This is a genomic window from Pseudomonas sp. ACM7, from assembly GCF_004136015.1.
Classification (GTDB): Bacteria; Pseudomonadota; Gammaproteobacteria; order Pseudomonadales; family Pseudomonadaceae; genus Aquipseudomonas; species Aquipseudomonas frigoris.
In genome coordinates, this window is the sequence record NZ_CP024866.1 from 2,404,222 (window position 1) to 2,422,613 (window position 18,392).

Consider the following 18,392-nt stretch of genomic DNA (forward strand, 5'->3'; position numbering starts at 1 on the left):
ATCGCAGCCTGCGGCAGCTCCTACATTGATCGGCGTTAATCCGGAATTTGCGCCGGGCATGATCCATGTAGGAGCTGCCGCAGGCTGCGATCTTTTCGAAGGCTACTTATATTCTAAAAAAGAATAACAAACTTGATATTTATTATTTTCCAATCTAAAAGCACCGTCATATAGTCGCGCCGCAGGCGAATTTGCAGCGAGACGCATACGCTGCTTTAGGGCAGGATATCGCAGTCGTCCAAATCCCGATTTTGCCAACATTCCTAAAAGCGTCTTCATAAGAAAACACAGGGGCTTGTCATGAATTTTTCCGCACTACGACGAAATCTGCTGGTAGGTTCGCTGGGCCTGGCGCTGAGCGCCGGTCTGCTGGGGCAAGCGGTTGCCGGTGAGCAGCTGCAAAAAATCAAAGACGCTGGCGTGATCAACGTTGGCCTGGAAGGCACTTACCCACCGTTCAGTTTCGTCGACGCCGACGGCAAGCTGGCCGGCTTCGAAGTCGAGTTCTCCGAAGCCCTGGCCAAAGAGCTGGGCGTGAAGGTCAAACTGCAACCAACCAAATGGGACGGCATCCTCGCAGCCCTGGAATCCAAACGTCTGGACGCCGTGATCAACCAGGTGACCATCTCCGAAGAGCGCAAGAAGAAGTATGACTTCTCCGAGCCGTACACCGTTTCCGGGATTCAGGCGCTGGTGCTGACCAAGAAGGCTGCGGAGCTGAACATCAAGTCTGCCGCCGATCTGGCCGGCAAAAAAGTCGGTGTAGGCCTGGGCACCAACTACGAGCAGTGGCTCAAGGACAATCAGCCAAAAGCCATCATCAAGACCTATGACGATGATCCGACCAAGTTCCAGGATCTGCGCGTCGGCCGCATCGACGCCATTCTGATCGACCGCCTCGCCGCGCTGGAATACGCCAAGAAGGCCAAGGACACCACCGCCGCCGGCGAAGCGTTCTCCCGCCAGGAAGCCGGCATCGCCCTGCGCAAAGGCGAGCCTGAGCTGCTGGCCGCGGTGAACAAGGCCATCGACAAGCTGCGTGCCGACGGTACGCTGAAAAAGCTTTCGGAAAAATACTTCAGCGCTGACGTCACTAAATAATGGAAGAAGCTTTCCAACTCGCGCTGGATTCCGCGCCCTTTCTGCTGAAGGGCGCGTACTACACAGTCATCTTGAGCCTGGGCGGGATGTTCTTCGGCCTGGTGATGGGGTTTGGTCTGGCGTTGATGCGCCTGTCGCGCTTCAAACTGGTGAGCTGGATCGCCCGCATCTACGTGTCGTTTTTTCGCGGCACGCCGTTGTTGGTGCAACTGTTCGTGATCTATTACGGCTTGCCGCAATTGGGCATCGAACTTGATCCGCTACCGGCAGCTCTGATCGGCTTCTCACTGAACATGGCGGCCTATGCCTGCGAAATCCTGCGTGCCGCGATCAGTTCCATCGAGCGCGGTCAGTGGGAAGCCGCCGCGAGTATCGGCATGACCCGTGCGCAGACCCTGCGCCGGGCCATCCTGCCGCAAGCGATGCGCACGGCTCTGCCACCGCTGGGCAACAGCTTCATTTCGCTTGTGAAGGACACCGCGCTGGCAGCCACTATTCAGGTGCCGGAACTGTTCCGTCAGGCGCAGCTGATTACCGCCCGAACCTTTGAAATTTTCACCATGTACCTTGCCGCCGCGCTGATCTACTGGGTTCTGGCCACGGTGCTTTCGCACCTGCAGAACCAGTTGGAAGCACGGGTCAATCGGCACGACCTGGAGTCCTGACCCAATGATTGTCGTGGAAAAACTGACAAAGCAGTTCAAGGGTCAAGTGGTGCTCAACGGCATCGATCTGCAAGTGAAGGAAGGCGAGGTGGTGGCAATCATCGGGCCTAGCGGCTCGGGTAAAACCACGTTCCTGCGTTGCCTGAATTTCCTGGAAGAACCCACCAGCGGCCGGATCAAGGTCGGTGACATCGAGATCGATGGCAGCCGTCCGCTGAACCAGCAGCAAGGCCTGGTGCGACGTTTGCGCCAGCACGTGGGTTTCGTGTTCCAGAACTTCAACCTGTTCCCTCATCGCACCGCCCTGGAAAACGTTATCGAAGGCCCGATCATCGTAAAGAAGATCCCGCACGCCGAAGCCGTTGCCCTGGGTAAAAAGCTGATGGCCAGGGTCGGCCTGGCGGGCAAGGAAGACGCTTACCCGCGACGCCTGTCCGGTGGTCAGCAACAGCGTGTGGCGATTGCCCGCGCGCTGGCGATGGAGCCGGAAGTGATTCTGTTCGACGAACCCACCTCAGCCCTCGACCCGGAGCTGGTGGGTGAAGTGCTGGCGACCATCCGCAGCCTCGCCGAAGAGCGACGCACCATGGTCATCGTCACCCACGAAATGGGCTTTGCCCGGGACGTGGCGAACCGCGTGGTGTTTTTCGACAAAGGTGTGATCGTCGAACAAGGCGAAGCCAAGGCGCTGTTTGCCAATCCGAAAGAAGAGCGGACGAAGCAGTTTCTCAGCAAGTTCCTGAATAACGCTCACCACTGAAACATCGCTTCACTACTTGTCAACTTCCATGGACGGAAGTGACAATCACCCCTACTAACAAAACCTCTCGATATATTCTCTTCTCTTATTCATCCATCCGAACAATAGATAATTTTTTATTGCTGCGTGCGGTACATATATATGTCCTGCAACAGAATAACCTCGCCTAAAATTCGCCAAACCCAGCGCCCTCACCAAGCCGGTCTTCGCCGTCAGCAACGCACTAGAAGCCCGTAAAATAACGTCAAGTTCGACAGAGCGGTGCAGCTTATTAACTTCAACGCGTAGGATTTTTCTGAATAACACTAGATCCAATACTTAACTAGCCAGCTCTATTGACACCTATTCAAGCGCACTCTTATCTAGTCTCCAACAGGCGTTTAACCTCGCACTCATTCACTATTTAATTTCACACACAGTGAACAGTTTTGTTGCTCGGTAATTCACGCCTTTCGAACTTTCAGAAACGGACTTTCGCTGCAAGGCTTCAAGGAGAAACCCCATGACAAGCACTTCGAACAAACCCGAACTTGCCGCCCCGACCCTGGCGCAATCTCACAAGACCTGCATCAACATCACCTCGGCGGCGCACTTGCTGATCGATGTGGCGCCCTACTCCGGCATGGACGAAGGCGACCTGATCGAATTGTTCTGGGACAACTGCTACGTGGCCTCCAGAGTGCTGACGGCCGACGATGTCGGTCAACCGGTCCAACTGCGTGTACCCGAGAGCTTCATCGCCAATGGCACCTCACGCATCCGCTACCGGATCATGCAGATCGGGCAAGGACCAACCCTTTCAGCCACCAGACGAGTGCAAATCAAACTCGACTGCCCCGGCGGCCAACCGTCGGCGCTGTGCGGCGATGAAAACCAGAGTCTGGAGCCCGTGAATATCCCCGAGACCATTCGCCGTCAGGGGGTCAATCCGAACCAGATCAAGCGCGGCGTTCCGCTGACCATCGAGCCTTACCTGAACATGGCCGCCGACGACGAAATCACCCTGCGCTGGGGCGATGCGCGCATGGATCTGCCACGACTCAAGGCCAGCGATGTCGGCCAGCCGATCCAGGTCTGGGTGCCGCCGGCGATCATTCTCGAAGCCGGCGAAGACCTGCGGCTGGAAGTGACTTACTGCATCCTCGACCGGGTGGGTAACAACTCCCGCTGGGCACCACCGCGCCGGCTGAAGATTGGTTGCGCCAATCCCTATTTGAAGGCCCGGCCGAAGGAAATGCTCATGGCCGCCGAACCCCGCAAACGCTGAGATCCCTTGTAGCAGCTGGCGAAGCCTGCGTTCGGCTGCGCAGCAGTCGTGAAATCAGACACTGCGGTCATTCAGTTAAACCGCGAACTCAGGTTTTGACGACTGCTACGCAGCCGAACGCAGCCGAACGCAGGCTTCGCCAGCTGCTACATGAATCTGTGGCACCGCCTTCTATGCATATTCCTAAAAGTTAGTTTATTAATTTTTTATACACGCTTAGGGTATATGCACCGGACCACCGGACATTCTTGTTTTCGTTCGTCGCAACCCTCGCGACGTTTCCATGAGATGTGAGGTAGGTATGGTCCGGAACACAATCACCCCAGTGCAGATCGCCAGGGCATTGCGTGCAGCCAAGGAGCGGCACTGATGTCCAGTCTGGCAGATGCAATCGTTCAGAGTGATCTGGACATCGCCCCCCTGTTGTTGCCCGCGCAGGTCTTGCGCAACGACGCACAAGCCATCAAGGCCGCCCATGAGCTGGCGCAAGTCGCCCGCCTGCAAGCGGCCAAACGCGACCAGCAGCGCAAGCTGCCGTGGTCGGAAATCGAACAATTCACCCGCAGTGGTTTGGGCAGCATTGCTATCCCGCGTGAGTACGGTGGCCCGCAGGTTTCGTTCGTCACTTTGGCCGAAGTCTTCGCGATCATTTCCGCGGCCGACCCGGCACTGGGACAGATCCCGCAGAACCAGTTCGGCATTCTCAACCTGGTGCTCGGCAGCGCCACTGAATCGCAAAAAAAGCAGCTGTTCAAAAGCGTGCTCGACGGCTGGCGGATCGGTAACGCGGGCCCTGAGCGCGGCACCAAAAACACCCTTGAACTCAAGGCGCGAATCACCGCCAGCGGCGACGGCTTCGTCCTCAACGGGCAGAAGTTCTATTCCACCGGCGCCCTGTTCGCCCACTGGGTCGCCGTCAAGGCGCTGAACGACGACGGCAAACAAGTGCTGGCCTTCGTCCGCCGCGGTACACCGGGCCTGCGCATCGTTGATGACTGGTCGGGGTTCGGTCAACGCACCACCGCCAGCGGCACCCTTTTGCTCAACAACGTGCAAGTCGACGCCGAGCTGGTGGTGGATAACTGGAAGATCAACGACAGCCCGAACATTCAGGGTGCCGTGTCGCAGCTGATTCAAGCAGCCATTGACGCCGGCATCGCCCGGGGCGCCATCGACGACGCCATCGATTTCGTGAAAACCCGTGCACGGCCGTGGATCGACGCCAAGGTCGAACGGGCCAGCGACGACCTGTATGTGATCGCCGACATCGGCAAGCTGAAGATCGAACTGCACGCCGCCGAAGCGCTGTTGCGCAAGGCCGGGCAAGTGCTCGATCAGGTCAACGCCGCGCCGCTTACCGCCGAGTCCGCCGCCCGTGCGTCGATTGCCGTGGCCGAAGCCAAAGTGCTGACCACCGAGATCTCGCTGCTGGCCAGCGAAAAGCTTTTCGAACTGGCCGGCAGCCGCGCCACCCTCGCCGAATTCAACCTTGATCGCCATTGGCGCAACGCCCGCGTGCACACGCTGCACGATCCGGTGCGCTGGAAATACCACGCCGTCGGGACTTATCACCTGAACGGCACGCTGCCCGCTCGCCACTCCTGGATTTAACGACCAGATCTCTGGAGAAACACATGACTCTTTCTCACCACGTCGCGGTCATAACCAGCGATGAGCAAGCCCTGATCGTCGCCAGTGACTTGGCCGAAGATTTCAAACGCGACAGCGCCCTGCGCGACCGCGAACGCCGTTTGCCACACCCGGAACTGGAAGTGTTTTCCCGCTCGGGTCTTTGGGGCATCAGCGTGCCAAAAGAATACGGCGGCGCCGGGGTTTCCAACGTCACCCTGGCCAAGGTGATCGCGCTGATCGCCCAGGCTGATGGCTCGCTCGGCCAGATCCCGCAGAACCATTTCTACGCGCTCGAAGTGCTGCGTGTGAACGGCAGCGAAGAGCAGAAAAAACGCCTGTACGCGGAAGTGCTGGCCGGCCAACGCTTCGGCAATGCCCTCGCGGAACTCGGCACCAAAACTGCCCATGACCGCGTCACCAGCCTGACCCGCAACGGTGACGGTTACCGCATCAACGGCCGCAAGTTTTACGCCACGGGCGCGATTTATGCCCAACGCATTCCGACGTCGGTCGTGGACGAAAACGGTGTTCAGCAACTCGCTTTCGTCCCTCGTAACGCCAAGGGTCTGACAGTGATCGACGACTGGAGCGGCTTCGGCCAGCGCACCACCGGCAGCGGTTCGGTGGTGTTTGAAGATGTCTACGTCGCCGCCGAAGACGTGATCCCGTTTCAGAGCGCGTTCGAGCGCCCGACCACCGTCGGCCCGTTGGCGCAGATTCTTCACGCCGCCATCGACACCGGTATCGCCCGCGCCGCCTATGAAGATGCCCTGCATTTCGTGCGCACCAAGACCCGGCCGTGGATCGATTCCGGCAACGACAAAGCCACCGAGGACCCGCTGACCATCAAGAGCTTCGGCCACTTGAGCATTCGTCTGCACGCCACCGAAGCCTTGCTGGAACGCTCGGGCGAACTCCTCGACAAGGCGCAGGTCGACACCAACGCCGAGACCGTCGCCGCCGCGTCGATTGCCGTCGCCGAAGCCCGCGCCATCAGCACCGAGATTTCTCTCGCCGCTGGCAGCACGCTGTTTGAACTGGCCGGCAGCCAGGCAACCCTGATCGAACATGGTCTGGATCGCCACTGGCGCAACGCTCGGGTACACACGCTGCACGACCCTGTGCGCTGGAAGTATCACGCGGTCGGCAATTACTACCTCAACGATGAAAACCCGCCACTGCGGGGGACCATCTGATGGCCGATGCCAAAAAGAAGATCCTGCTCAACGCGTTCAACATGAACTGCATCGGGCACATCAACCATGGCCTGTGGACGCATCCACGGGACACTTCAACCCAATACAAGACGATCGAATACTGGACCGAACTGGCACAACTTTTAGAGCGAGGCCTGTTCGACGGTTTGTTCATCGCCGACATCGTCGGCGTGTACGACGTCTACCAAAACTCGGTGGACGTGCCGCTCAAAGAGTCGATCCAACTTCCGGTCAACGACCCGCTGCTGCTGGTCTCGGCCATGGCCGCAGTCACAAAAAACCTTGGCTTCGGCCTCACCGCCAACCTGACGTACGAGCCGCCCTATCTGTTCGCCCGACGCATGTCCACGCTCGATCACCTGAGCCGTGGCCGGGTCGGCTGGAATATCGTCACCGGCTACCTCGACAGCGCCGCCAAGGCCATGGGTTTGAGTGAACAGGTGGAACACGACTGTCGTTACGACCAGGCCGATGAATACCTGCAAGTGCTCTACAAACTCTGGGAAGGCAGCTGGGAAAACGGCGCGGTGCTTAACGATCCGCAGCAGCGGATCTACGCGCAGCCCGAGAAAGTGCACAAGGTCGAGCACAAGGGCGAGTTCTATCAGGTCGAGGGTTATCACCTCTGCGAACCGTCGCCGCAGCGCACACCGGTGCTGTTCCAGGCCGGCAGTTCGGATCGCGGTTTGCTGTTCGCCGGGCGACATGCCGAGTGCGTGTTCATCAGCGGCCAGAACAAACCGTCGACCAAGGTTCAAGTGGACAAGGTGCGCGCCAGTGCCGTCGAGGCCGGGCGCAACCCCGAGGACATCAAGGTGTTCATGGGGCTGAACGTGATTGTCGGCGAAACCGAAGAGCTGGCCTGGGCCAAGCACGCCGAGTACTTGAGCTACGCCAGTGCCGAGGCCGGCGTGGCGCATTTCTCGGCCTCCACCGGGATCGATTTCTCCGAATACGAAATCGACGAACCGATCCAGTACGTGAAGAGCAACGCGATCCAGTCCGCCACCAAGAACTTGCAAAACAACGACTGGACCCGCCGCAAATTACTCGAGCAACACGCGCTTGGTGGTCGCTACATCACCGTGGTGGGTTCGCCTGAGCAAGTGGCTGATGAGCTGGAATCGTGGATCACGGAAACCGGTCTGGATGGCTTCAACCTGACTCGGATTGTCACGCCGGAAAGCTATTTGGATTTCATCGATTTGGTAATTCCGGAGTTGCAACGCCGAGGGTCGTACAAGACCGCTTACGACCCTGGCAGCCTGCGGGAAAAACTGTTTCACGGGGAGGCGCATTTGCCTGAGCAACATACCGGGTCCGCGTTCCGCCGCTAAAAGCATCGCGAGCAAGCTCGCTCCCACATTGGATCTCGGGTGTTCACACAATCCCTGTGGGAGCGAGCTTGTTCCGGGCGGCGTTCCGACGATGAGGCCCGACCAAGCACCACACAACTATGCACTGACTGGAAAACCCATCATGAAAAAGACCTACCTCTCTCACCCAGTCAAAGCACTGGCCCTGGCCCTCGGCCTTTTCAGCTCCATCACCTTCGCCGCCGACGCGCCGCTGAAGGTCGGCACCACCGCCGCTTTCGCCATTCCCCTGGAAGCTGCCGTCGAAGAAGCCAAGAAACAGGGCCTGCAAGTCGACCTGGTGGAGTTCAGCGACTGGATCGCCCCCAACGTCAGCCTCGCTGCCGGTGACATTGACGTGAACTACTTCCAGCACGTCCCGTTCCTGGAAAACGCCAAGGCCGCCGCCGGTTTTGACCTGGTGCCGTTCGCGCCGGGGATCATCAACAACGTCGGCCTCTACTCGAAGAAATACAAAAGCTTCGACGAGTTCCCAGAAGGCGCCAGCGTGGCGATCGCCAATGACCCGATCAACAGCGGTCGTGGTTTGCAACTGTTGGCCAAGGCCGGACTGATCACGCTCAAACCGGGTGTCGGCTACAAAGCCACCGAAGAAGACATCATCGCCAACCCGAAGAAGATCAAAATCCTTCAGGTCGAAGCCGTGCAACTGGTGCGCGCCTATGACGACGCCGATCTGGTCCAGGGTTACCCAGCCTACATTCGCCTGTCGAAGACCTTCGATGCCGGCTCCGCCCTGCTGTTCGACGGTCTCGATCACAAGGAATACGTGATCCAGTTCGTGATCCAGCCGAAAAGCAAAACCGACCCGCGCCTGATCAAATTCGTCGACATCTACCAGCATTCACCGGCCGTTCGTGCAGCGCTGGATAAAGCCCATGGCAAGCTCTATCAAGCTGGCTGGGAAAGCTGAATATGACGGCAGCCACCCAACTGCGACTGGAAACTCCAGAGCCCCACAAAGTCGAACAGACCGAACTGCATCCAGCGCTCAACCGCGCTCACGTGCGCTTCATCGGCCTGGGCAAAACCTACAACGGCCAGCTAGGTCCGGTGGCGGCCCTGCACGGCATCGACCTGGCGATCCAGCGCGGCGAGGTGTTCGGCATCATCGGCCGTAGCGGCGCCGGCAAGTCGTCGCTGATTCGCACGATCAACCGTCTGGAACAACCGAGCACGGGGCGCGTGCTGATCGATCAGGTCGACATCGGCGAGTTCGATGAAGACCGCTTGGTGGCGCTGCGTCGGCGCATCGGCATGATCTTCCAGCACTTCAACCTGATGTCGGCCAAGACGGTTTGGCAGAACGTCGAATTGCCGTTGAAAGTCGCCGGTGTGCCGAAGGAAAAACGCGAGCAGAAAGTCCGCGAATTGCTGGAACTGGTGGGCCTGCAAGAGAAACACAAGGCCTATCCGGCGCAGCTGTCCGGCGGGCAGAAACAGCGCGTCGGCATCGCCCGCGCCTTGGTGCATGACCCGGCGATTCTGCTGTGCGACGAAGCCACCTCGGCGCTGGACCCGGAAACCACGCAATCAATCCTCGGCCTGCTGCGCGAGATCAATCAGCGCCTGGGCCTGACCATCGTGCTGATCACCCACGAGATGGCGGTGATCCGCGATATCTGCGACCGAGTCGTGGTGCTGGAGCACGGGCGAATCGTCGAACAAGGGCCGGTCTGGGAAGTCTTTGGCAACCCGCAGCACGAGGTCAGCAAAACCTTGCTGGCGCCGTTGCAACATGGTTTGCCGGAAGAATTGCAAAGCCGCTTGCAGGCACATCCACAGTCCTCGGACGCCGCTGTTGTGCTGCGTTTGCAGTTCACCGGCAGTGCGAGCGACGAGCCAGACTTGGCCGCGTTGTTCAGTGCCCTCGGCGGTCGCGTGCGCTTGCTGCAAGGTGGCGTGGAACGGATTCAGGGCCATGCCCTCGGGCAATTGCTGCTGGCGGTGACCGGTTCCTCCCTCGGCGCAGAGGACTTGCGTCAACGCGCCGGCCACTGGGCGCAACAGGTGGAGGTGCTGGGTTATGTGGTTTGATCGCTTGCTGCAAGGCTTCATCGACACCTTCCTGATGGTCGGCGTGTCGTCATTGATCGCGCTGCTGGCGGGCATTCCGCTGGCGGTGATTCTGGTCACCAGCTCCAAGGGCGGGATCTATGAAGCGCCGGCGCTGAACCGTGCGTTGGGCGCGTTCGTGAACCTGTTCCGCTCGATTCCGTTTCTGATTTTGATGGTGGCGCTGATTCCGTTTACGCGGTTGATCGTCGGCACCACGTACGGCGTTTGGGCCGCTGTGGTACCGCTGACCATTGCCGCCACGCCGTTCTTTGCGCGCATTGCCGAAGTCAGTTTGCGTGAGGTTGATCACGGGTTGATCGAAGCGGCGCAGGCGATGGGTTGCCGGCGCTGGCATATCGTTTGGCATGTGTTGTTGCCCGAGTCGCTGCCGGGGATTGTCGGCGGTTTCACGATTACGTTGGTGACGATGATCAACTCGTCGGCCATGGCGGGGGCGATTGGTGCCGGCGGGTTGGGCGACATCGCTTATCGGTACGGGTATCAGCGATTTGATAGCCAGATCATGTTGACGGTGATTGTATTGCTGGTGGTGTTGGTGGCGGCGATTCAATTGGGCGGGGATCGGTTGGCGCGGGGTCTCAATAAGCGTTGAGCCTGGCTGAAGTCATTGGTTGTCAGTGATACCGCTTTCGCGAGCAAGCCCGCTCCCACATTCGACCGCGTTGCCCGGGTGGACGCGATCAAATGTGGGAGCGGGCTTGCTCGCGAATGGCTGCGCAGCAGCCTTCTGCCTCATGGCGTATATTCGGCGAACTCACATTGCCTGCGCAGCCGACCATGAAACAGACTCCCACCGACCTCGAGCAGATCACCTCCACCACCCTGGGCCATTACAACTCGGTGGCTGAAAGTTTTCGCGAAGGGACTCGCGATCATGATGTCAGCCAGAACATTGATGCGCTGCTGCGGCATATTCAGGGGGAGGCACCGTTCGACATTCTCGACTTTGGCTGTGGGCCGGGTCGTGATTTGCAAACCTTCACGCGCATGGGCCACACCGCTGTCGGGCTTGATGGCTCGGAGAAGTTTGCGCAGATGGCGCGCGAAGACAGTGGTTGTGAGGTCTGGCAGCAGGATTTTCTGAAGCTGGATTTGCCGGCTGAGCGCTTTGACGGGATCTTCGCCAATGCGGTGCTGTTTCATATTCCGCGTCAGGAATTGCCTCGGGTGTTGAAGGAGTTGCGCGGGGCTTTGAAGCCGGGCGGGGTGTTATTCAGTTCCAATCCGCGTGGCGAGAATCAGGAAGGGTGGAATGGGCCGCGTTATGGGGCGTATCACGATCTTGAGACGTGGCAGCAATTGCTGACGGCGGCGGGGTTTGTAGAGTTGGAGCATTACTACCGGCCGGCGGGGTTGCCGCGCGAGCAGCAGGCTTGGTTGGCGAGTGTTTGGCGCAAGGTGTAAAGCCTTAAGACTTGCGGTATCTGTACTGGTGCCTTCGCGAGCAAGCCCGCTCCCACAGTTGACCGAGTTGTCCAGACTGACGCGACCGAATGTGGGAGCGGGCTTGCTCGCGAATAGAGCGCGAAGCGCTCGCCGTTACTGCACTTCTTTCTTCGGTTCGCGAATCTTGTACCAGGCCACATAAAGCGCCGGCAAAAACAGCAACGTCAGCAACGTCGCAATAATAATCCCGCCAATCATCGCGTAAGCCATCGGCCCCCAGAACACCTCTCGGGCGATCGGGATCATCCCCAGGCTCGCCGCCGCTGCCGTCAGCAGAATCGGCCGGCGACGATGCTCTGTGGCTTGCACCACCGCATCCCACGGTGCATGACCGTCCTTCTCCAGGGCGTCAATCTGCGTCACCAGAATCACCGAGTTGCGGATGATGATGCCGATCAGCGCCAGAATCCCCAGAATCGCAACAAAGCCCATCGGCGTGCCCGTCGGGATCAGCGCTATCACCACGCCGATCAAGCCGAGCGGCGCGACGCTGGCCACCAGGAACAGCTTCTGCACGCTGTGCAACTGGATCATCAGAAAGGTCGCCATCAAAAACAGCATCAACGGCACAACCTTGGCAATTGGCCCCTGGGCCTTGCCGCTTTCCTCGACGGTGCCGCCAGTGGCGACCTTGTAGCCCACCGGCAAACTGGCGGCGAATTTGTCGATGTCGGGTTGGAGTTGTTTCACCAGGTCGGTCGGCTGAATTTCGTCGCGCACCGCAGCCTTGATGGTGATGGTCGGTTTGCGGTCGCGGCGCCAGACCAGCGGTTGCTCAAGTTCATAGCGCACGGAGGCGAACGCCAGCAGCGGAATCGACGTGCCGCCCGGCGTGACGATCTGCAAGTTCTGCAGGGTTTCCGGGGTGCCGCGTTCGGCGTCTTCGGCACGACCCACCACGTTGATCAGGTAGATATCGTCATCGACCTGTGTCACCGGCGCACCGACCACAATGCTGTTCATCAGGTTGGCCACGTCTTCCGACGACAGCCCCAATTGCCGTGCCTTGTCCTGCGCGATGTCGATGCGCAGGACTTTGCCCGGTTCGTTCCAGTCGTAAATGATCTCGCCGATGTGCGAGTTTTTATCCAGTTCGGTGGCCAGGGCGATGGCGTGTTTGCGCACCTGATCGATGTCCTTGCCGCTGACCCGGTACTGAATCGGCCGCCCTACCGGCGGGCCCATTTCCAACGCCTGGACGTAGCTGCCGATACCGACAAAATCCTTACGCAGTCGCTCGCGCAAGCGTTGGCTAAGCGCGTTACGCGATTCCAGCCCTTTGCTGACGATCACCAGTTGCGCGTAATACGGGTTCTGCAATTGCTGGTCGAGGGGCAGGTAGAAACGGATCGCCCCTTCGCCGATGTAGGTGCTCCAGCGCACGATGTCCGGATCGCCCTTGAAGGTCGCTTCGAGCTTGTCCACAGCCTTGCGGGTTTCGGCGATCGAAGCGTTTTGTGGCAGGTTCAGGTCGACGAGGATTTCCGGGCGGTCCGAAGACGGGAAGAACTGGTTCTGCACGAACTGCATGGAAAACACCGACGCCACAAACAGTGCGATGGTGATGCCGATCGCCCACCAGCGATTGCGCATGGACCAGAACATGCCGTAATTGAACGCCCGACCGATGCGTCCCGGTTCTGCGTCGTGAGGTTTCACGTTGGCGCTGAGGATGTGCACGCCGATCACCGGGGCGAACAGCACCGCGACAATCCACGACACGATCATGGCCACCGCGATCACCGCGAACAGCGTGAAGGTGTACTCGCCGGCCGAGCTGGCGTTCAGGCCGATGGGCACGAAACCGGCCACCGTCACCAGCGTACCAGTGAGCATCGGGAACGCCGTCGAGGTGTAGGCGAACGTGGCCGCTTGCTCCTTGGTCTCGCCCATTTCCAGGCGCGTGACCATCATTTCGACGGTGATCATCGCGTCATCCACCAGCAGCCCGAGCGCAATGATCAGCGCACCGAGGGAAATCCGCTGCATGGTGATGCCGCTGTATTCCATGAAGACGAAGACCATCGCCAGCACCAGCGGAATCGAGCACGCCACCACCAGACCGGCACGTACGCCGAGGCTGATGAAGCTGACGATCAGCACGATCACCACCGCTTCGAACAGTGCGCTGGTAAAGCCGCCGACGGCTTTTTCCACCACTTCGGCCTGGTCGGAAACGTTGTGCACGCCGACGCCCACCGGCAGGTCGGCAGTCAGGTCGGTCATGCGCTGGTGCAACGCCTTGCCGAACACCTGAATGTTGCCGCCCTTCTTCATCGCAATGGCGAGGCCGATGGCAGGGTGGCCGTTAAAGCGGAACTCCGGTGTCGCCGGGTCGACATAGCCACGGCTGATGTCGGCAATATCGGCCAGGCGGTAGAAGCGGTCGTTGAGGCGCAGATTGACGTTTTCCAGGTCCTTCTCAGAGGCAAACTGCCCCGACGTACGCACGGAAATCCGCTCGGGACCGGCCTCGATCACACCGGCCGGCGTCACCGCGTTCTGCGATTGCAGGCTCTGCACTACCTGGCGCTGATCGATGCCCAGCGCCGCCAGTTTGCGAGTGGAGAAGTTCAGGTAGAGGACTTCATCCTGCTCGCCGACCATCTCGACCTTGCCCAGCCCCGGTACTTCGCGGATCTCGGCGCGGACCTGCTCGACGTAATCGCGCAATTGGCGCATCGACAAACCGTCGGCGGTAAAGGCGTACACCGAGCCGAACACGTCACCGAATTCATCGTTGAACCCCGGCCCTTGCAGGCCTTGGGGGAAGTCGCCGCGAATGTCGTTGATCTTCTTGCGCACCTGATACCAGATTTCCGGAATGTCCTTGGCGCTGGTGGTATCACGCAAGTTTACGAAAACCGTCGACTCGCCGGGGCGCGTATAGCTTTTCACGTAGTCGAGCGAGTCGAGCTCTTCGAGTTTTTTCTCGATCCGGTCAGTGACCTGCTTGAGGGTTTCTTCCTGGGTCGCGCCCGGCCAGCGGGTCTGGATCACCATGGTTTTGATGGTGAACGACGGGTCTTCCTCGCGGCCCAGGTTCAGGTACGAGAACACGCCCATCAGCAGCGCGATGAACATCAAATACCAGACAAACGACTGATGCTTGAGGGCCCATTCGGATAAGTTGAAACTCCCTTTCATTGCGGGCTGTCCTCATCGATTTTTACTTTTTGCCCCGGTTTCAGGCTATTCACGCCGGCACTGACCACCCGCTCGCCAGACTTCACGCCGCTCGCCAGGACCATCGTTGAGTCAGTGCGGCTGACCAGGCTGACGTCTCGCGGGGAAACGGTTTGAGTCTGCGGGTCGATGACCCAGATCCGCGATTTGCCATCGACCTCCTGTAGCGCGGTCAGGGGCAGTTCGATACGCGGTTTGATCGCGGAGCTGAGGGTCACGCTGATCGCCGTACCCAGGCGAAAACCCGGTGGCGTGTCGGTCAGTGTCAGGCGGGCGCGACGGGTACGGGTCGCACTTTGCGCCTGGGGTTCGATTTCGCGAACGATGGCAGTGGTGGTGATGCTCGGCTCCAGCTGGACGGCAACCTGGAACACCACGTCCGCCGGCAACTGGTCGACCAGGGTGTCCGGCAGGTCGATCACCGCCTCCTTGATGTCCGGCTGCGCCAGGGTCACCACTTGCTGGCCGGCGCTGACAACTTGCCCGGCTTCGGCGTTCCACGCTGTGACGATGGCTTTGTGGTCGGCACGCAGTTCGACGTAGTTGAGCTGGTCCTTGGCCTGATCGACCGCAGCCTTCGCTTGATCAAGGGAGGCCTGGGTGGTTTTGAGGTCGGTCTGTGCGACGTCGAGTTGTGCCTGGGCACCCACACCACGATCGAACAACTCTTGCTGACGCCGGGCGTTGGCCTGGGCGTTGATGAGTTGCGCCTGGACGCTGGCCAGATTGCCCTGAGCGGAACGCAACTGGTTCTGCTGATCGGTGGGGTCGAGCGTGGCGAGCAATGCACCTTTATCCACTTCGGCACCGACATCGACATTACGGCTGGCGATGCGTCCTGGCACCCGGAAGCCGACATTGCTTTCATAACGGGCCTGGATGCTGCCGGCGAAACGGCCCAGATTTTCTTCGTCCAGGGACTGGACCTTGATGGACAGCACCGGACGCACAGGCTCCGGCGGCGGTTCCTTTTTCGAGCAGGCCACCAGCATCACACCGGCGCATACCAGTAACAGACGCTTCATGGCTGGGCTCCCGCCGCTAAATCCTTATAGGTGTTTTCGGCGATCTCCACCTTCACGCCGGGGTGCAGCAACTGGCCGCCGGCGATGACGACTTTTTCGCCACCCTTCAGGCCGGCGCTGATGATCACTTTGCCAGTCAGGTAGCGGCCGACAGTGACCGTGTGCAGCTGCGCCTTGCCCTCGCCGTCCACCAGCCACACCGCCGGGTCGCTGAGATTTTTCGTCAGAGCCGACCAAGGCAGTTCGACCGCCGATTTGCCTGGTGTCTTGGCCGTGGCACTCACCACCGAACCGAGCTGCATGCCTTCCGGTAGTCCGTTGAGAGTGACTTTGACCTGCACCGTGCCGGTCTGCGCGGAGACGGCCGGGGTGATTTCCCGAACGGTGCCAGTGGTTTTGATCGCGGGGTTGTCGAGCAGGCTGACGACCACCGTTTTCCCCTCTGGCGGCTCTGTCAGCAGCGATTCGTAGACGTTGAACACCGCGTCACGTTCACCATCACGCGCCAGGCTGAAAATCGGCACGGTGGCCTGCACCACCTGGCCGACCTCGGCCTGGCGCGCGGTAATCACCCCCGGCGCGTCAGCGACCAACGCGGTGTAGCTCAGTTGTTCACGGGCGTTGGCCAGTTGCGCCTGGGCAGCCGTCAGGGCGCTTTGGCTGCTGCGCAAGGCGGCTTGGGCGGAATCGAACTCGCTCTGGCTGGTGTAGCCCTTGGGCAGGAGTTTTTGCTGGCGAACGAAAGCGGCAGCGGTCTGTTTGACTCGGGCCTGCTCGGCGACGACCTGTGCCTGAGCTGAGTCGACGTTGGTTTGCAGGTCCTTGGGATCGAGTTTAGCCAGGACCTGTTTGGCCGAAACCCGATCACCGACATCGACTGTACGCTGGATGATCTTGCCGGCAACGCGGAACGACAGGTCGGTCTGGACCCGCGCCTGGACATCACCGGTCAGGGTCACCGTCGCCGCGTAATCCGCAGGTTTTACCTCTTGCACGAATACCCGCGGACGGTCCTTTTCGACCGGTTTTTTATCGCCACAGGCGCTCAGCAGGACAAGGAGGCTCAGGCCAACCACTGTTTTCAATCCGGGACCCACCATGCAGACTCCTTTGCGTTGTACGAACGTGCCAATGGCGATACGACTGTGAGCTTAGAACAGGGTTCCACCTTCGCCCGCGCAGATAACCATTTCCCTGTAGGAGCTGCCGAAGGCTGCGATCTTTTGATCTTCCGGCGACATCGCGACCGCTAAAGTCAAAAGATCGCAGCCTGCGGCAGCTCCAACGTAAATTCGCCCACGCGGTTATCCTGATGCCGTTTCGGGGCCACAGAGAAAGTCCTAATGCTCAAAACCCTCGCGGTGGCCAATTACCGCTCGATCAATAAATTGGTGATTCCGCTGGGCAGGTTGAACCTGATCACCGGCCCCAACGGCAGCGGCAAATCCAACCTCTATCGCGCGTTGCGCCTGCTGGCGGAGACCGCACAGGGCGGCGTGGTCAATGCCTTGGCCTGCGAGGGTGGGCTGGATTCGACCTTCTGGGCCGGGCCGGAAAACATTACCCGACGGATGCGTAATGGCGAAGTCCCGATCGAGGCGACCGTTCGGCACGGTGCCAAACGCCTGCGCCTGGGGTTTGCCGGGGAAGATTTCAGCTACTCGATCGCGCTGGGTCTGCCGGAGCCGAGCCTTTCCGAGTTTTCTCTGGACCCGGAAATCAAGAAGGAATGCATCTGGTCCGGCCCGTTTTACCGCCCGGCCAGCCTGCTGGTGGACCGCGACGGCCCGATGATCCGCACCCGGGTCGGTCGCGCTTGGGACGTGCTGGCCCAACACACGCCGAATTTCGACAGCCTGTTCGATCAGGTCGGCAGCTTTCGCACCTCGCCGGAAGTCTTGCAGCTGCGTGAATTCATCCGCCGCTGGCGGTTCTATGATCACTTTCGCAGCGACGCCGACGCGCCGGTGCGCCAACCGCAATTGGGCACCCGCACGCCGGTGCTGCATCACGACGGTCGGGATCTGGCGGCCGCGTTGCAGACAATCCGCGAAATCGGCGACCCCGAGGCCTTGCAGGCCGCCATCAGCGACGCCTTCCCTGGCGCGCGATTGAACATCGCGCCGCTTCAGGGTGGTCGGTTTGCGATCGAGTTTTACCAGGAAGGATTGTTGCGGCCCTTGTCGGCGGCCGAGTTGTCGGACGGGACGTTGCGCTATTTGCTGCTGGTCGCAGCGCTGCTGACGCCTCGGCCGCCGACGCTGATGGTGTTGAACGAGCCGGAAACCAGTTTGCACCCGGACCTGTTGCCGGCGTTGGCGCGGTTGATTATCCGGGCGTCGGAGCAGTGTCAGGTGTGGGTGGTTTCTCATGCACGGCGGTTGATTTCGGCGTTGCAGGAGGACCCGGAGTGTAATTGCATTGTGCTGGAGAAGAACCTGGGCCAGACCGGGATTGTCGGGCAGCGGATACTGGATGAACCGGCGTGGTATTGGCCGGACTAATCCGCGCCTGTTAAACCGAATCGCGAGCAAGCTCGCTCCCACACTGGATCGGTGACCGGCACAGATATTGTGTTTATCGAAGATCCACTGTGGGAGCGAGCTTGCTCCGGGCGGCGTTCCGACGATGGTGATCG

The 18,392-nt window shown here is 60.0% G+C and carries 15 protein-coding genes; 12 read left to right on the plus strand and 3 right to left on the minus strand.

What is annotated here, in order from left to right:
• Nucleotides 1–300: 300 nt before the first annotated feature.
• The 11 genes from tcyJ (at nucleotide 301) to CUN63_RS11350 (ending at nucleotide 11,501) form a co-directional block, all read left to right on the plus strand.
• Nucleotides 301–1,101 (plus strand): cystine ABC transporter substrate-binding protein, encoded by an 801-nt coding sequence (tcyJ, locus tag CUN63_RS11300; protein WP_129439443.1) that lies wholly within the window; start codon nucleotides 301–303, stop codon nucleotides 1,099–1,101.
• Entirely contained in the window at nucleotides 1,101–1,766 is a 666-nt protein-coding gene (gene tcyL, locus CUN63_RS11305; protein ID WP_008148276.1) for a cystine ABC transporter permease, read from the plus strand. Before tcyJ ends, tcyL begins: the two co-directional genes overlap by 1 nt.
• Before the next feature lie 4 nt (nucleotides 1,767–1,770).
• Complete coding sequence (tcyN, locus tag CUN63_RS11310; protein ID WP_095127632.1) at nucleotides 1,771–2,526, plus strand: L-cystine ABC transporter ATP-binding protein TcyN; 756 nt, start codon at nucleotides 1,771–1,773, stop codon at nucleotides 2,524–2,526.
• A gap of 502 nt (nucleotides 2,527–3,028) precedes the next feature.
• Entirely contained in the window at nucleotides 3,029–3,793 is a 765-nt protein-coding gene (locus CUN63_RS11315) for a hypothetical protein (RefSeq protein ID WP_129439445.1), read from the plus strand.
• A gap of 369 nt (nucleotides 3,794–4,162) precedes the next feature.
• A complete protein-coding gene (locus CUN63_RS11320) occupies nucleotides 4,163–5,404 on the plus strand; it encodes an SfnB family sulfur acquisition oxidoreductase (protein ID WP_129439447.1) in 1,242 nt (413 codons plus the stop codon).
• Nucleotides 5,405–5,427: 23 nt separating this feature from the next.
• Complete coding sequence (locus CUN63_RS11325) at nucleotides 5,428–6,621, plus strand: SfnB family sulfur acquisition oxidoreductase (protein ID WP_129439449.1); 1,194 nt, start codon at nucleotides 5,428–5,430, stop codon at nucleotides 6,619–6,621.
• Nucleotides 6,621–7,979 (plus strand): LLM class flavin-dependent oxidoreductase, encoded by a 1,359-nt coding sequence (locus CUN63_RS11330; RefSeq protein ID WP_129439451.1) that lies wholly within the window; start codon nucleotides 6,621–6,623, stop codon nucleotides 7,977–7,979. The genes CUN63_RS11325 and CUN63_RS11330 overlap by 1 nt, the downstream gene beginning before the upstream one ends.
• 142 nt (nucleotides 7,980–8,121) lie before the next feature.
• Complete coding sequence (locus CUN63_RS11335) at nucleotides 8,122–8,931, plus strand: MetQ/NlpA family ABC transporter substrate-binding protein (RefSeq protein ID WP_129439453.1); 810 nt, start codon at nucleotides 8,122–8,124, stop codon at nucleotides 8,929–8,931.
• A gap of 2 nt (nucleotides 8,932–8,933) precedes the next feature.
• Nucleotides 8,934–10,055: a methionine ABC transporter ATP-binding protein gene (locus tag CUN63_RS11340; RefSeq protein ID WP_129439455.1), complete on the plus strand. Its 1,122-nt coding sequence runs from the start codon at nucleotides 8,934–8,936 to the stop codon at nucleotides 10,053–10,055.
• Nucleotides 10,045–10,689: a methionine ABC transporter permease gene (locus tag CUN63_RS11345; protein ID WP_129439456.1), complete on the plus strand. Its 645-nt coding sequence runs from the start codon at nucleotides 10,045–10,047 to the stop codon at nucleotides 10,687–10,689. The genes CUN63_RS11340 and CUN63_RS11345 overlap by 11 nt, the downstream gene beginning before the upstream one ends.
• A gap of 185 nt (nucleotides 10,690–10,874) precedes the next feature.
• Nucleotides 10,875–11,501: a bifunctional 2-polyprenyl-6-hydroxyphenol methylase/3-demethylubiquinol 3-O-methyltransferase UbiG gene (locus CUN63_RS11350; RefSeq protein WP_129439458.1), complete on the plus strand. Its 627-nt coding sequence runs from the start codon at nucleotides 10,875–10,877 to the stop codon at nucleotides 11,499–11,501.
• Nucleotides 11,502–11,636: 135 nt separating this feature from the next.
• Here CUN63_RS11350 and CUN63_RS11355 read toward each other — a convergent pair whose 3' ends face one another.
• The 3 genes from CUN63_RS11355 to CUN63_RS11365 are packed head-to-tail and all read right to left on the minus strand — an operon-like array spanning nucleotide 11,637 to nucleotide 16,854.
• Nucleotides 11,637–14,690: an efflux RND transporter permease subunit gene (locus tag CUN63_RS11355; protein ID WP_129439460.1), complete on the minus strand. Its 3,054-nt coding sequence runs from the start codon at nucleotides 14,688–14,690 to the stop codon at nucleotides 11,637–11,639.
• Nucleotides 14,687–15,754 (minus strand): efflux RND transporter periplasmic adaptor subunit, encoded by a 1,068-nt coding sequence (locus CUN63_RS11360; RefSeq protein WP_129439462.1) that lies wholly within the window; start codon nucleotides 15,752–15,754, stop codon nucleotides 14,687–14,689. Before CUN63_RS11360 ends, CUN63_RS11355 begins: the two co-directional genes overlap by 4 nt.
• Entirely contained in the window at nucleotides 15,751–16,854 is a 1,104-nt protein-coding gene (locus tag CUN63_RS11365; protein ID WP_129439464.1) for an efflux RND transporter periplasmic adaptor subunit, read from the minus strand. Before CUN63_RS11365 ends, CUN63_RS11360 begins: the two co-directional genes overlap by 4 nt.
• 243 nt (nucleotides 16,855–17,097) lie before the next feature.
• Here CUN63_RS11365 and CUN63_RS11370 point away from each other — a divergent pair, with 243 nt between their 5' ends.
• Nucleotides 17,098–18,258 carry an AAA family ATPase gene (locus tag CUN63_RS11370; protein ID WP_129439471.1) on the plus strand — a complete coding sequence of 387 codons (1,161 nt, stop codon included), beginning with the start codon at nucleotides 17,098–17,100 and terminating at the stop codon, nucleotides 18,256–18,258.
• The last annotated feature ends 134 nt before the right edge of the window (nucleotides 18,259–18,392 follow it).